Source organism: Celeribacter baekdonensis, from assembly GCF_900102315.1.
Lineage (GTDB): Bacteria > Pseudomonadota > Alphaproteobacteria > Rhodobacterales > Rhodobacteraceae > Celeribacter > Celeribacter baekdonensis.
The window spans coordinates 50,895-64,807 of the sequence record NZ_FNBL01000019.1; the positions used below are offsets into that span (position 1 = coordinate 50,895).

Consider the following 13,913-nt stretch of genomic DNA (forward strand, 5'->3'; position numbering starts at 1 on the left):
CCTCCCCGCATTTATCGGTCGGCTCCGGGTCAGGCGGCCAGTGCGATTGCCGTGTCTGTGCGTCATCTGTGCTTCTGGCGCGGACCTGCTGACCGCAGGTTGTGGGTGTGTCACAGATTGTGTCACAGATCGTGGATTGCTCTCAGAACCCTGAATGAGTTTTCAAAAACTCCGCTTCCTCTGGCGTATCATCGCGCCCCAGCACTGCGTTGCGGTGAGGAAACCGACCAAATTGGGCGATGATGTCGCGGTGCTGATGGGCAAAATCCAGCGCATTCTCGTTGCCGAGCGCTTTGTAGAGTGTCACGGATCGGTCCTGATCGGCGAGCACCTCTGAATGCATAAAGGGCAGGTAGAAGAACTGGCGTTCGGTTTCTGAAAGGTCCTGATCATAGCCGTGATCCAGCGCCGTGCGGGCATGGGTCAGGGCAATATCATTACTTTCGAAGGACCGCCCCGAACCGCGGAACAGGTTGCGCGGGAACTGGTCCAAGGCGATGACCAGCGAAAGCGCGTCTGCCGCGTTCTCCATCCAGGGATCGAGGTCGCCGCGATGCGCGGCTTCATAAGTTTCGGCAAAGTCGGTTTTGATCCGCGCATCGACTTCATCGGAACGGGCAAACCAATAGGGCTGCACCGTGTCCGCGAACCAGAAATCGCGAATGTCTTTTGCTGTTTTCATGACTGTCACTTCTCTGGCAATGGAATGAACTCGGCTTTGTCGTCCTCGGGCAGATCGAAAACACCCTTGCCCCAATTCGCGGCGCGCCATTCTTCCTTGGCGGCCTCGATCTTGTCCTTGCTGGAGGACACAAAATTCCACCACACATGACGCGGCCCGTTCAGCGTGGCCCCGCCAAGTGCCAACAACCGTGCACCCTGCGCTCCGGCCTGCACGGTGATCTTATCGCCCGGGCGGAACACCATCATGCGCCCGGACTCGAAGGTCTCGCCCGCGATGCTGACCTCACCTTGGGTGATATAAAGCCCGCGATCTTCATGATCGTCCGGCAGAGGGAAGCGCGCGCCCGGTGCAAGCGTCACATCCAGATAAAAGGTTTCCGAGAACATCGTCGCCGGGGCCGTTTCGCCATAGGCTGTCCCGAGGATCAGCCGGGCCTCGATCCCCTCGGCTTCGATCATGGGCAGGGCGCCCTGGCCATGATGTTCGAACAACGGCGCACGGTCTTCATCCTCTTCGGGCAGGGCCATCCATGTCTGGATACCGAACAGCTCTTGTGGGGCCTTGCGCGACTCGGCTGTGCTGCGCTCGGAATGGGTCACGCCACGTCCGGCGACCATCCAGTTGACCGCACCTGGTCGGATCACCTGATTGGTCCCAAGGCTGTCGCGGTGCTGAAAATGGCCCTGATAGAGATACGTGACAGTGCCAAGGCCAATATGCGGATGGGGGCGCACGTCGATGCCCTGATTGGTCAAAAGCTCGGCCGGTCCCATCTGGTCGAAAAAGATGAACGGACCAACCATCTGACGCCTTGGCGCGGGCAAGGCGCGACGCACCTCAAACCCGCCCAGATCGCGGGCGCGCGGTATGATCAGGGTTTCGATGGCATCCACACCGATCTCGTCGGGGCAGCCGGGGTCAAGAGCGGGGTTCCAACTCATGGCACTCTCCTTTCAGGGTCAGGTTAGCCGCAAAAGCGCGCCCTTGAAAAGCGATAGCTGTTCGTCACCATGGAACGCAGGGTTCCATATTGTCAGTGTTGAGTGAATGTTGCGACGTCCCCATTTGGCTGACAGAGATTTGTTTCCAACGGGGGGCACCATGACAACCGGCATCCATCACGTCACCGCAATCACACGCAATGTTCAAAAGAACGTCGATTTCTATGCCGGTTTTCTTGGCCTCAAGTTGGTGAAACAGACCGGCGGCTACGAGGACGCAGAGCAATTGCACCTGTTCTATGGTGATGCTTTGGGCAGTCCGGGCTCGATCATAACCTTTCTGGTCTGGCAGGACGGCGCACCGGGCCGCGTCGGTCTTGGCGCGCTGTCTGAGGTCGCCTTTACGGTGCCCAGAAACAGCCTGGGCGATTGGCTGACCCGTGCGATGACCGCAGGCATTCAGGCCAGCGGACCGACGCGGGAACTGGGCGAAACGGTGCTGCGGCTGCGCGATCCCGACGGGATTGTCGTGAAGCTTGTGGGCGGCGATGCTCCGGCCACCGCCCCGCTGACCGATCCCGTCGCGCCGACACGGATTCACGGCGTGACCCTGCTGTCGGAGGATGCGCAGGCGACGGCGGATTTTTTGGCACGGTTTGGCTATTCCGAAGCGTTGCGAGACGGGCCGTTCATCCGGTTGCGGTCGGATCGGGACGTGGTGGATGTGCGGGCCTCGGCAGGGTTCGTTCCGGCACTCCCCGGCACGGGTATGTTCGACCATGTGGCCTTTCGAGCCCGTGATGTCGATGCCCTTCGCCAGATGCGACTGGACCTGCGCGCGCAGGACGGTGTGACCCAGAACGGTGTGACCAATGTGCATGATCGAAAGTATTTCCTGTCGCTCTACGTGCGGGAACCGATGGGAACGCTGGTCGAATACGCCACCGATGCCCCCGGTTTCACCGTGGATGAAGACGCCGCCCATCTGGGTGAGACCCTGATGATCCCGGCCACAGATGCGGCGCGCGCCGCTGATTTACGCGTGACCCTGCCGCAATTTGCCCGTCCGGGCGAGGAAAGGAGACCCATGAGAGACCTGCCCTTTGTTCACCGGTTCCATACACCGGAAAACCCCGACGGCTCTACCATTGTGCTGTTGCATGGCACCGGCGGGAATGAAGCCGATCTGATGCCTTTGGCCGCCAAGCTGAATCCGCGCGCCACTCTTTTGGGGGTTCGTGGCCGAGCCACCGAAGAGGGGATCACGCGCTGGTTCCGCCGCTTTGACGCCGTGACCTATGATCAGGCCGACATCCGTGCAGAGGCGCGCGCCTTTGCGGCGTTCGTCGAAGGGGCGACCCGGAGTTACGGGCTCGACCCCAAGACGACGACGTTCCTTGGGTATTCCAACGGGGCAAACCTCTTGGGTGCAATCTTGCGGTTGCATCCCGGTGTGGTGCACCGAGCCATCCTGCTGCGTGGGATCGAGGCGCTCGAAGACGCGCCAACAGCCGAGCTGACTCACAGCGAGGTTCTACTTTTGACCGGCGCGCAGGACCCGTTCGGGCGCATGGTCCCGCCGCTGGAAGCCTCCCTCAGGTCGGGTGGCGCGACGCTCAATGCCCAGATTATCAACGCCGGACACGACCTGTCGCCCGAAGATGTGCGCATCGCCGCAAAATGGCTGGCAAAGATCACGCAAGGAGAACCGACATGACCGACCTCGTATTGTCAAAAGAAGATGGCGCACGGCGCGGGCGATACGTCGCCCGTCTCGCCGGGATCGACGCCGAAGCCGAGATCACATTTCGCCATCAAGGCGCGGGCATCATCAGTGCGGATCATACCGGCGTGCCCGCCACAATGGGCGGGCATGGCGTTGCCAAGGCGCTGCTCAACTACATGCTGGAGGATGCGCGCCGCGCCGGGTTCCGCATTATTCCGATTTGCCCCTTTGTGCGCAGCCAATACGCCAAGCATCCCGAATGGGCCGATCTGTTCACAACCAAACCTGGCGAAGATCCATAAGGAGAAGAGGTCATGGCCGAATTGTCAGGCGTGACGGAGATCAATCAGACCGGGGTGGGGTCTGCCTGACATTTCCAACGTCCGGCAGACCGAAGGGCAGCACGTCGATCCGGTTGCCGATGCCGAGAGCGGGAAAGCCCGGCTCCCGGCCTACAGGCTGGCGGCAAAGGCCTTGATGTAATCGCCCAGCATCGTGCGCGTCTTGTCGTCGGTCAGGTTGCCCGCCTCATCATAAAGACTGCCCGCGCGCGAAACCATCAGGCGGCCTTCGGTCCACAGATCGCATTTCAGCGTTCGCAAGACCGGCAACCAATGGTTCTGCGCCATGATTGTACCGAACCCGCCCGGAGAGGCCCCAATCACGGCGATGGGTTTCCCCACGAACAGCTTCAACCCCTCGCCCCGTGACATCCAGTCGATCGCGTTCTTGAAGACGCCGGGGATGCCGTTGTTGTATTCGGGCGTGACCAGCAGCACGCCATCCGCCGATGCAAGCTGCGCCTGCAATACATGCACCGCCGGGGGCAAACCTTCGGCGGCTTCGGTATCGGCATTGTAGAGCGGCACGTCGGCAATGGACCCGATGTCGATTTGCACGTCATCGGGTGTCACCTCTGTTGCCGCGCGCAGCAGTCCTGTATTGAAAGAGGCTTTGCGAAGGCTGCCGGAAATCCCAAGGATTGTGCTCATTCTTCATCTCCTATGTGTTGGAATTCATACCCACATTGAGGGCATGTGCATTGCGGTCGTTGAAACTGCTTGCGCCGCACGTCCTGATGGATGCTGTGGGCGATTTCTCTGCTGATGCCAAGGTCACGGCGCAGCTTTTCGATCTTGCGACCTTCGCGCAAGTCAATTTGCCCATCTTCAAGCGCACAGCGGAATTCCTCGCGCAGCAGATCGCGGCGGCGGTGCAGATGATCGGCCAGACCGCTGGCGATGATACCGGCGGGAAGTGCGGCCATGCCGACGCCCAAAATGGTGATCGCCCCACCAAATACGCGCCCCAGCGGCGTGATTGGTGTGACATCGCCGTATCCGACGGTCGTCAGCGTGACCATCGACCACCACATCGCGGCGGGAACAGAGCCGAAGGCATCCGGCTGTGCCTCGTGTTCGACCATATAGGCACCGGCGGCGGCGAATATGAGCAGGATCGTCAGGATGGAAAAGGCGGCCAAAAGCGTCGCCGCCTCCTCGCGGATCACCGCCATCAGAACGGACAGCGCTGGCGAATACCGGGTCAGTTTGTAGATGCGCAACAGCCGCAAAACGCGCAAGAGTTGAAAGTCCAGCGGCATGAGAAGCGTCAGATAGAAAGGCAGGATCGCGACAAGGTCGATCACCGCCATCGGAGAACGCATGTAGCGCAGCCTGGCCTGCCACGCGGGCTCGTCCGGCCTGGCTTCGGGCGCGGCCCAGACCCGCGCAACATATTCCACGGAAAAGGCGAGGGTGACAAAGAGATCAAAGAGGCGAAACTCAACCCGATAACGCGCGAACAGGTCGGGCACGGTTTCCAGTGCCACAGCAGTGACACTGGCAAAGATGAGAACGATCAGACCAATCTCAATCGCCCAAGACACCCGGTCAGTGCGACTGGGATTTTCCAGGGTCTGATAAACCCGATGCCGTACGTGAGAGGCGGTCCCGGTCATCTGTCAGCACGTCTTTCGCGAAGGGCCGTGCCAAGTGGCCAAACGATCTGCGAGAAAAGCGCGGTCCCAAACAAAGTGTTGCCCACGATGGCCGGCACATGGGGCAGAACCAGAAGCAGGACGACCGTCACAGCGATCCCAAACAAACGCACACCGCCATGAGAATGCCGACGCGTGGTGTCGCGCCCTTCGACAAGCTGTTGCAACAGCCAGATCGATGCCAGAAAGCTGGTCAGGCCAACGGTTCCGATGATGCCATAGTCGTATGGATATGGGGCCAGAATGCCGACATAGATTTCCCCGGCCAACGCCACACCGACCATGACCGTCGACCACATCAGAACGATGTGACCGAACCAGTAACCCAGCAACGTCTCCAAAGTGCGGGATTTCGGCTTTGCGTTGCCCACACCATCAAAATAGATCCAGGCCATAGCAAAAAGCGACAGGCCACCGATGGCCATGTTCAATAGGGCCCCGGCCCCAAGTTTATAGATGCCCTTGTCAGACAGCGTGACGACCATCTTGAAGAATCCCTCACCGAGCAGGATCAGCATGATCAGGGCGAAACGTTCGGAGATATGACCAAGCCGCGGCACAAAACGCTCCAGCCTCAGCGTGCCGATCTTCGGCAACATGTATTGCAGTTGGATGGCGATGAGCCCTGCACCAAACAGCCAATAGGCCAAGGGCTTTGGCAAGAAGGCGGATATGGCGAATACGGTCGAGAGGATGAAAAAGTTTCGTCCTTGTTCGTAGGCCAAGCCGCAGCGATCATTCTCGCCGCCGCGTGCGCGCCAATACAGCAATCCGGTCAGCCCGCGGTTGGCTGCGAATGCCAGTGCAAAATAGACCCAACCCTTGCCGGTCACCGAATTCAGGGAGGCGGCAAAGAACATGACAGTCACGATTTGGGCCGCCATGATAAGGCGATGGGGAATGTCGGTGGAAATATAGAGCGAGTTATAGATTGAACTATCGGCCCACGCGTAGAAGAACGCGATAAAGAGGCCCGTGAAGATCAGGAACCCATGCCAGTCCAAGTGATGCGACAGGAAATTCCCCAACAGGAAAATCGTGACCACATGGACGAGATCAAAGAACAATTCGACCCAATGAACGTGGTTTGTCGGGTTTTCCACATCCATGTGGTGTTGCGGCTTTCGCCAGATTGGAAATTCAGTCATTGCTACGTCCCCTGTTCATCCTGAAATCCTGCAAAATTATCGGACGGTTAGCAACTTTGTTGCTGTGCATGCAAAGAGCCGCCGAAACCGGCAGCTCTTCAAAAGTTCAGTCCAGCGGTTTCAATCCCGCCTCAATCTGATCCCGCCGCGTTTCGAGGAAAGGCGGCAGGGACAGTGACTCGCCCATGGTCTCGAACGGCTCATCCACGGCAAAACCGGGTGTGTCTGTGGCGATTTCGAACAGATTGCCACCTGGCTCGCGGAAATAGAGCGACCGGAAGTAATACCGTTCGACCTCGCCCGAGGACGGCACGCGAAAGTCATTCAACCGTTGCGCCCACGTGTGGAGCGTCGGCACATCCGGCACGCGAAAAGCGACATGGTGCACCGCACCCGCCCCTTGACGGGCCACCGGCAGATCGGGCTGAACCGCAACATGCAGTTCCGCCGATGGGCCACCATCGCCCATGCTATAGACATGGACTTGCCCGACGCCATCGGGGCTGGCGTATTCCCGGAGTTTTCCCATGTTCATGACCTTGGTCAGGATCAGATCTGTTGCCGTAAGATCGGGCACGGAGATCGTGATCGGGCCCAGGCCCCGGATCTGGTAGCTCGCCGGAACCGGGCTGCGGTCCCAAGGATGGGCGGTTCCCGGTTGATCCGCGATCAGGCGAAACCTTTGACCTTCGGGATCTTCGAAATCGAGGCTGGCGCGCCCGTCAAGTGCGGCAATCTCTCCAACCGTCAGATCGGCATCGCGCAAGCGCTTCGCCCAATACTCCAGACTGTTTTCAGCCACCCGCAGACCGGTGCGGCTGATCGAATGCGTGCCACGCCGTTCGGGCGCAACCGGCCAGTCAAAAAAGGTCAGGTCGCTGCCAGGGCGGCCCGCACCATCGGCAAAGAACAGATGATATGCAGAGGTGTCGTCTTGGTTGACGGTCTTCTTGACCCGTCGCATTCCCAAAGTTTCGGTATAAAAGCGATTGTTTGCGGGCGCGTCGGCGGTGATGGCCGTCAGGTGATGTATACCGGTAAGTTGCATGATCGGCCTCCTTTCGTTGCGTTGAATTTGGGTGCGGGGCACGGTTTTATCCAGACAAGCAATGCCGCATATGGTGTTCGACAAATGCGAACGACACGGGTATTCCTGCCCTATGCGTTATGATCTCGACCAACTGGAAACGTTCCTCGCCGTTCTCGAACTCGGGACCGTGACGGCGGCCGCCGCGCGGCTCAACCTGTCGAAATCCGTGATCAGCAAACGGATCAGCGACTTGGAGCTTGAACTGGGAACCGCCCTGTTTCGGCGCAATGCCGGCCGGATCGCCCCAACAGAAAGCGCTCAGAGATTTGCCGAGCGTATCCGGCCCGCACTTGCCGATTTGCGCTCCGCCGCCGAAGCGGCGGCCTGGGGCAGTACAGAACAGCTGCGCGGAACCTTGTCGATTGCCGCGCCCATGAGTTTCGGCACGCTGCACCTCTCTTTGATCCTTGGACGGTTTGCCGCGCAAAATCCCGCGTTGAGCCTGCGTATCGAATATGATGACAGGACGGTGGATCTGGCGCGTGAGGGTTTCGACCTTGCGGTTCGGATCGGTCCATTGCAGGACAGCGCGCTGATGGTCAGAAAACTCTGCAACGATGTCTCGGTCGCCTGCGCTTCACCCGCGTATCTTGATCGGCATGGCCGCCCCGAAACGCCGCAGGATCTGACTGGTCAGCCCGTGATCGGCTATAGCCACATGCCAAATTCCACGCTATGGCGGTTTCGCACCGGTCGTCGCGACGTGCATCCGGCCGTCCGTGAAGCCGCCATGGTCAACAATGGTGAAACCATGCGTGATCTCGCAATTTCCGGGATTGGCCTTGCTATGCTTCCGGGTTTCATCGCATTCCCCGCCATCGCGTCAGGACAGCTTGAGCGGGTCCTGCCCGAGGCCACAACCCGCGATATGCCGATCAGCGCTGTTTGGCCACACATTCACCCGATGCCCGCAAAACTGAGGGCGCTGATCGACTTTTTGGCGGATGAGCTGGCTGATGGCGCGCCGTGGAAGACACCGTGGAAGACACCGTGAAAGAAAGTGGCCATCTTGCAGGTCCGCCCAATCTTGGGTCCGCGATCCGTAATGCGTGAAACGAAGGCACCGTTGAGATCAAGCGTGGTGCCGTGTCAGCGGCGACAACGCCGGGCAAAAGCTCTGTCACAATCGAAAGATAGGCGATCAGTTCAGGAATGCTGAACGCCAGGTCACTGATCGGTGTGGATCGCATGATCTCCCCGTTCAGTCGTGTCTCCCCCGGAACTGGGTCGTATGGCGCTGGTCGTCACGCACCGAACCATTATTGAAACAACTGCAGCTGGCCCATGGTTCATCGCATCGGCTGCTGAAATGTTGCGCCCCCGCCTACCAATGATGACGGCCAGGATGACGGCCAGCTCGCGTTCGAAATCGAACCAGTCCAAGGCTGCGGGTCAGCCACGTTCACCTGCGACACCACGTTGTTCACTGTGTGGACGCGGCAGTCTGGTGGCGAAGCATCGGTCCCGCCGCCGCATAGGCTGGTCGGGCGCGCAGCCGCGCCAGGCAGGCGCCGAGGTTTCTGGGCAAACCGAACCCTTCCTCTTCGGCCCAGGTCAGCACATAAAACAACCCGGCATCCGCAGCGGAGAACTCACCCAGCAAATAATCCTGCTCTCCAAGGTGCTCTGACAGCAGAGACAGACCTTTCGTCACCTCCTTGCGGCCATGCGCCCGGATTGCAGTCTGCGCCTCTGGCGAGTCGTGGAACTTTGCAGGCACTTTCACGAAAGTGAAGCCGCGCATGTGAACCGAGCCGATGATGAAATCCAGTGCTTCGATCACCCGACTGCGCGCAAGCTCGTTTGCTGGTTGCAAGCCTGCCTCCGGATGCGCGGCGGTCAACCAGGTCGCAATGGCCTGGAACTCGGTCAGGACGGACCCTTCGGACAGACGCAGCGCCGGCACCTTACCCTTGGGATTCAGCGCCCGATACGCCGCCTGAGTCTGCTCGCCCTTGCGGAGGTCGACAACAACGCATTCAAACGCCGCACCGACCTCGTGCAGAAGGAAGAGAATGCCGTTCGAACAGCTCCCGGGCGAATGAAAAAATGTCATCATTTGGTGGCACCTCACCCGGCGACAAAGCGCATCGGCAATTGTTGATATCCGCGCAGCACATTGTTGATTTCAAAGACCGGCTCACCCACCTCGATCCGGGCGACCCGTTCGATCATCGCCTGCAGGATCGCCCGCATCTCAAGCCGCGCAAGCTGCATCCCCATGCACTGGTGCACACCGTGGCCGAAACCCACGTGATCGGTCAGGACGCGGCGATGAACATCGAAACGCTCGGGGTTCTCCCAGCGTCTTTCGTCGCGATTGGCCGAGGCGTAAAGGATAAGAACACGATCGCCGGCGGGTATCACCGTGCCGTCGACGCCATAATTTTGCGCCGCAAAACGTGTGAACCCGCGGATCGGAGCCTCAATTCGCACGGCTTCGTTGATGGCATTCGCGATCAAACTGGGGGAGTCGCGCAACGCCTGCCACTGATCCGGATTCCGACCCAGATGATACATCAGGTGGCCCGTAGCGAAGATCGTGGTGTCAAGGCTCGGGGCAATGTAATCGCGCGTAAATTGCGGCACCAGACTTGGTTCGATCAGCCCCGCGTCCGCAGCATCATAGAGACCGGCCACCCAGCTGCCCGGCGTCACCGCGTCACGCGTTGCGCCGTTGTTGCAGAACTCCCGCAGTTCGAGAATTGTGGGAAAGGCCGACTCGCAGCGATCATTGACCCCGCCAAGCGCATCGAAAGACGCGGCCGCCCAGCGAAGCATGCTGAGCCGCCCCGATTCAGGCAATCCCAGCAGTTCGGAAACAACGGTCAGCGGCAGAATCTGCGCCAGATCGCGCATCCCGTCGAAGCCATCGCGCGACACCAGCCCGGCCACTGTTTCATCTGCGGTGGCAACGATGCGGTCTTTCACCGCGGCCAAGCCGCGGGGCATCACCGGCGCCGCAATCACCTTGCGCAGCTTGCCATGCTTCGGCTCATCCGTCGACAGGATGTTGTTGTTCGCAATTGCATTGACCATGTCGTTGGCCGCGACACCATTTCCTGAGATCAGCACATCGTTCGCCGCAAGCGCCGCAACGACATCCGCGTGCCGCCCAATGGCCCAGAGGGTGTTCCGAGGCAGCCATACTGCGGGACCTCGCTCGCGGATTTCCCGGTAGTGCCCATAGGGCCTCAGTATTGCTTCATCGGAATAGATATCGACGTCGTATTCTGGGCGCGCGTGTTTTTTGGCATCAAACATTGTGCTTCCTCCCTCCACCAGCATGGCGAAACTGGGGTCGCCCGCAAAAGAAGCGTGTGAAGTATGTCCACGATGCGGACAAACCCCTGCAGTGCGCAGTTGCAGCAGTCCGCCGGAAACCTGTCGCGCGTGCGCTTTTCAGCGTGTCGTGGAACTGGACATTCTTTGGATGGGCCAGCCGGGACGGGCAGGATGTCCAACAATAGACGCCAGTCGTCAGAGCCGAATACCTGCGCGGTCCAAGCGCAGGCTTGACGTGTGCATATTTATGCACATATATACTGGGCGATGAAAATTGACTGAGCAGGGCCATGCAGACCGAATCCTATATCCAAAGCTGTACCGATATGTTGGACGACCGGATGTTCGCCGCCCTTCAGGACCCGGCGCGTGTCGCGATTCTGCGGCGCATGTTTGCGCTTGGTCGGGCCGATATTTCGTCCATTGCCGAAGGATTCCCGCAAGACCGTTCCGTCATCTCGCGCCACATCCGCATTCTGCGCGAAGCGGGCATCGTCAGCTGCGAAAATGTCGGGCGACAAACGCTCTGCGACGTCGATGGCCCGGCGATCCTGCGACGGCTTGAAGCGATGACCGAGCAGATGCGCGCCGTCGTCGCGGCCTGCTGTCCTGAAGAGTGACTTTTTTGACCAAATAGGTGCATTCATGCGTCCATATGCAAACAAACTACGGCTGAACCGGCGGAGCCTTCTGGCCGGGCTGACCGGAGCCGCGGTGACGGCACAAACCAGTGCCGCTCAGGACGGGTTGATGCCGTGGATGCAAACCCTCGGCGATGACGACCTGCCCTATGGCCTGCCCGGCCCCCGCGTGGCCAATGTCGTTCGGCGCCCGGCGGCGGATTCGCCCGGTTTTGAAATCTGGCATACGCCGCTGGAACACCTGCGCGGCACGATCACGCCGAATGGCCTGCATTTCGCCGTGCATCACAACGGCATTCCCGACATCGACCCGGCAGAGCACCGGCTGGTCCTCCACGGCATGGTCGCGCGCCCCCTGAGCTTTGATCTGAACAGCCTCGCCCGCTATCCGCTGGTGACCCGCACGGCCTTTATCGAATGCGCGGGGAACTCGGCCACCAATGCCGTATCGCCATGGGCCCGCGACATGACGCTGGGTGACGTGTCAGGGCAAATTTCCGCCGCCGAATGGACCGGCATCCCCCTTCGCATTCTGTTCGACGAGGCGGGGATTGATCCGGCCGCCACCTGGGTCATCGCCGAGGGGGCCGATGGCGGCCGGCATATGCGCAGCCTGCCGCTGCGCCCCCTCGTCGCGGAAGGAATGCTCGCCCTCTATCAGAATGGCGAACCGCTGCGCCCCTCGCAGGGGTATCCGATGCGCATCCTGATGCCCGGCTGGGAAGGCAACGCGCAGATCAAGTGGCTCCACCGTCTTGAACTGGCCGACCGTCCAGCATGGAGCAAGGACGAATCCGGTCTCTATGCCGATCCGCTTGCAAACGGGAAACTGCGCATGATGAGCCTTGCGATGTCGGTCAAATCAGTCATCACCGCGCCCTCGGGGCAACAGGTGATCGCGCCGGGACCGCGCCAGATCGAAGGGCTGGCCTGGTCCGGGCGCGGGCGGATCGCGCGGGTGGAACTGTCGGTCGACGGCGGGCGCACTTGGACCGAGGCAAGGCTACAGGCCCCGGTGCAGCCCAAAGCACTGACGCGCTTTTCCCTGCCGTGGGACTGGCACAACGAGCGCGCCATCCTGATGAGCCGCGCCACAGACGAGACCGGAGACATGCAACCGACACGGGACATCTGGCACGACATTTTCGCCGGGCATTCCTTCAACCACTTCAACGCTATTCAGGCCTGGTCGATCAACCGATCCGGCGAGGTGAAAAACCACTATGCCTAAGATCGCCCTCCTGGCCCTCATCGCTTTCACCACCGCAGTATTCGCCGTCAACGCCGCGCTGTCGCAGGTGTCCGATCAACCCGCGATCACAGGGTCCCCGACCCCCGCCCTTGGCCAGCCGTTCGAAGAGGTTGACCTGCCCGAAGCGCTCCGCACAATCTGGCCCGATGGGCGCAATCTGCCCGAAGGGCGCGGCGGCGTGGCAGAGGGCGCGCAAGTCTATGCGCAGCAATGCGCCTCGTGCCATGGGGCGACGGGTGTCGAGGGGCCGAACGCGCGGCTGATCGGGTCGGATGGAGTGTTCGGTTTCGGCGACCCGCTGCGACCTGTGCGCATCAACAGTCACCCGATCCTGATCCTGTCCGCAGGCGGCATGTGGCCGCATGCGACAAGCCTGTTCGCCTATGTCCGGCGCGCGATGCCCTATGGCGCGCCCGGCACCCTGACGGACAACGAAATCTATGCTGTGACGGCTTGGATTCTCTACCGGAATGGCGTGTTGCCAAAGGCCGGTGTGCTCGACCGATCAAGCCTGCCGCAGGTCTCGATGCCCGGCGCGGCGCGTGTTGTTCTTGACCCCGAAACAGCTGCGGCTGTTCACCACCCAAATCCAACTCGGTCACGCGGCACTCAGTCCAACGCCGGATCCGCCGATTAGATCGCTTTCGCGGCCTGGGCCGCCGCAGCGAGGACCTCCTCGCGCAACGTCGGGTCCGTCACCGCGCGCGCCATGCCCGCCGCACCCGACAGCACCGCAACAAGCGCCCAGACCTGATCGCGCGACATCCGCTGGCCGGGTCCATTTGCAATCTTGTCCACGATCTCCGTCAAACCCTCCGCATAGGCGTGCCGCGTCTCGTCATCCGCGCGCGCGACATCGGCGGTCAGGGTTGGCAGGGCGCAAGCCTCGTCCAGACCTGTGGCCATCCTGTCACCGAGGTAGAAATCGACGAACTTGTCCCGCCAGTCCGCACCGTGCCGGGCTTGGAAGTCCTCGATTCCGTTCAGAAGAAAACCCAGCCCATCGTCGACAGCCATGCGAAAGGCTCCGGCCTTGGAGCCAAGATGGGCGTAGAACGCGCCCGATGTCAGGCCCGCCTCCTTGGCGAGAGCGTCAACGCCGATCCCCCCGAACCCGCCTTTTCTAAAGCCCCTGCCTGCCGCCGC

The 13,913-nt window shown here is 60.7% G+C and carries 16 protein-coding genes; 6 read left to right on the top strand and 10 right to left on the bottom strand.

Annotated elements, in window-relative coordinates:
• Positions 1-142: 142 nt before the first annotated feature.
• Positions 143-682, bottom strand: coding sequence for a DUF924 family protein (locus tag BLT54_RS20480; protein WP_074647301.1), 540 nt, complete (start codon positions 680-682; stop codon positions 143-145).
• A 5-nt stretch (positions 683-687) separates the two neighbouring features.
• Positions 688-1,626: a pirin family protein gene (locus BLT54_RS20485; protein WP_074647302.1), complete on the bottom strand. Its 939-nt coding sequence runs from the start codon at positions 1,624-1,626 to the stop codon at positions 688-690.
• 160 nt (positions 1,627-1,786) lie between these two features.
• Between BLT54_RS20485 and BLT54_RS20490 the strand changes: the two genes are divergently transcribed.
• Positions 1,787-3,343, top strand: a complete 1,557-nt coding sequence (locus BLT54_RS20490) for a VOC family protein (RefSeq protein ID WP_074647303.1) — start codon at positions 1,787-1,789, stop codon at positions 3,341-3,343.
• Entirely contained in the window at positions 3,340-3,654 is a 315-nt protein-coding gene (locus BLT54_RS20495) for a GNAT family N-acetyltransferase (RefSeq protein ID WP_074647304.1), read from the top strand. Before BLT54_RS20490 ends, BLT54_RS20495 begins: the two co-directional genes overlap by 4 nt.
• Before the next feature lie 150 nt (positions 3,655-3,804).
• Here BLT54_RS20495 and BLT54_RS20500 read toward each other — a convergent pair whose 3' ends face one another.
• The 4 genes from BLT54_RS20500 to BLT54_RS20515 all read right to left on the bottom strand — a co-directional run bounded on the left by BLT54_RS20500 (position 3,805) and on the right by BLT54_RS20515 (position 7,547).
• Positions 3,805-4,344, bottom strand: coding sequence for an NADPH-dependent FMN reductase (locus BLT54_RS20500; protein WP_074647305.1), 540 nt, complete (start codon positions 4,342-4,344; stop codon positions 3,805-3,807).
• Positions 4,341-5,312: an ion transporter gene (locus tag BLT54_RS20505; protein ID WP_074647306.1), complete on the bottom strand. Its 972-nt coding sequence runs from the start codon at positions 5,310-5,312 to the stop codon at positions 4,341-4,343. Before BLT54_RS20505 ends, BLT54_RS20500 begins: the two co-directional genes overlap by 4 nt.
• Positions 5,309-6,499 (bottom strand): low temperature requirement protein A, encoded by a 1,191-nt coding sequence (locus tag BLT54_RS20510; RefSeq protein ID WP_074647307.1) that lies wholly within the window; start codon positions 6,497-6,499, stop codon positions 5,309-5,311. The genes BLT54_RS20505 and BLT54_RS20510 overlap by 4 nt, the downstream gene beginning before the upstream one ends.
• 106 nt (positions 6,500-6,605) lie before the next feature.
• The gene (locus tag BLT54_RS20515) at positions 6,606-7,547 is read right to left on the bottom strand and encodes a ring-cleaving dioxygenase (protein ID WP_074647308.1); all 942 of its coding nucleotides are present in this window, start codon (positions 7,545-7,547) and stop codon (positions 6,606-6,608) included.
• A 112-nt stretch (positions 7,548-7,659) separates the two neighbouring features.
• On the opposite strand from BLT54_RS20515, the gene BLT54_RS20520 reads away from it, so the two are divergent.
• The gene (locus BLT54_RS20520; RefSeq protein WP_074647309.1) at positions 7,660-8,583 is read left to right on the top strand and encodes a LysR family transcriptional regulator; all 924 of its coding nucleotides are present in this window, start codon (positions 7,660-7,662) and stop codon (positions 8,581-8,583) included.
• Between the two features lie 429 nt (positions 8,584-9,012).
• On the opposite strand, the gene BLT54_RS20525 is transcribed toward BLT54_RS20520, so the two are convergent.
• Genes BLT54_RS20525 through BLT54_RS23170 form a run of 3 tightly spaced genes read right to left on the bottom strand, consistent with a single transcriptional unit; the run spans position 9,013 to position 11,166 of the window.
• Positions 9,013-9,648 carry a glutathione S-transferase family protein gene (locus tag BLT54_RS20525; RefSeq protein WP_074647310.1) on the bottom strand — a complete coding sequence of 212 codons (636 nt, stop codon included), beginning with the start codon at positions 9,646-9,648 and terminating at the stop codon, positions 9,013-9,015.
• Between the two features lie 11 nt (positions 9,649-9,659).
• A complete protein-coding gene (locus BLT54_RS20530) occupies positions 9,660-10,853 on the bottom strand; it encodes a cytochrome P450 (protein ID WP_074647311.1) in 1,194 nt (397 codons plus the stop codon).
• Positions 10,846-11,166, bottom strand: a complete 321-nt coding sequence (locus BLT54_RS23170; protein ID WP_083351924.1) for an Ada metal-binding domain-containing protein — start codon at positions 11,164-11,166, stop codon at positions 10,846-10,848. The genes BLT54_RS20530 and BLT54_RS23170 overlap by 8 nt, the downstream gene beginning before the upstream one ends.
• Here BLT54_RS23170 and BLT54_RS20540 point away from each other — a divergent pair.
• From BLT54_RS20540 to BLT54_RS20550, 3 genes are read left to right on the top strand one after another with little or no spacing between them, the layout of a single operon-like run.
• Positions 11,165-11,494 (top strand): ArsR/SmtB family transcription factor, encoded by a 330-nt coding sequence (locus BLT54_RS20540; RefSeq protein WP_074645847.1) that lies wholly within the window; start codon positions 11,165-11,167, stop codon positions 11,492-11,494. The genes BLT54_RS23170 and BLT54_RS20540 overlap by 2 nt on opposite strands.
• A gap of 25 nt (positions 11,495-11,519) precedes the next feature.
• Positions 11,520-12,746, top strand: a complete 1,227-nt coding sequence (soxC, locus tag BLT54_RS20545; RefSeq protein ID WP_074645848.1) for a sulfite dehydrogenase — start codon at positions 11,520-11,522, stop codon at positions 12,744-12,746.
• Positions 12,739-13,404 (top strand): c-type cytochrome, encoded by a 666-nt coding sequence (locus tag BLT54_RS20550; protein WP_074645849.1) that lies wholly within the window; start codon positions 12,739-12,741, stop codon positions 13,402-13,404. Before soxC ends, BLT54_RS20550 begins: the two co-directional genes overlap by 8 nt.
• On the opposite strand, the gene BLT54_RS20555 is transcribed toward BLT54_RS20550, so the two are convergent.
• On the bottom strand, positions 13,401-13,913 hold a 513-nt coding region (locus BLT54_RS20555), incomplete at its 5' end, for a TetR family transcriptional regulator (protein WP_074646635.1). The two genes, BLT54_RS20550 and BLT54_RS20555, sit on opposite strands and share 4 nt — an antisense overlap.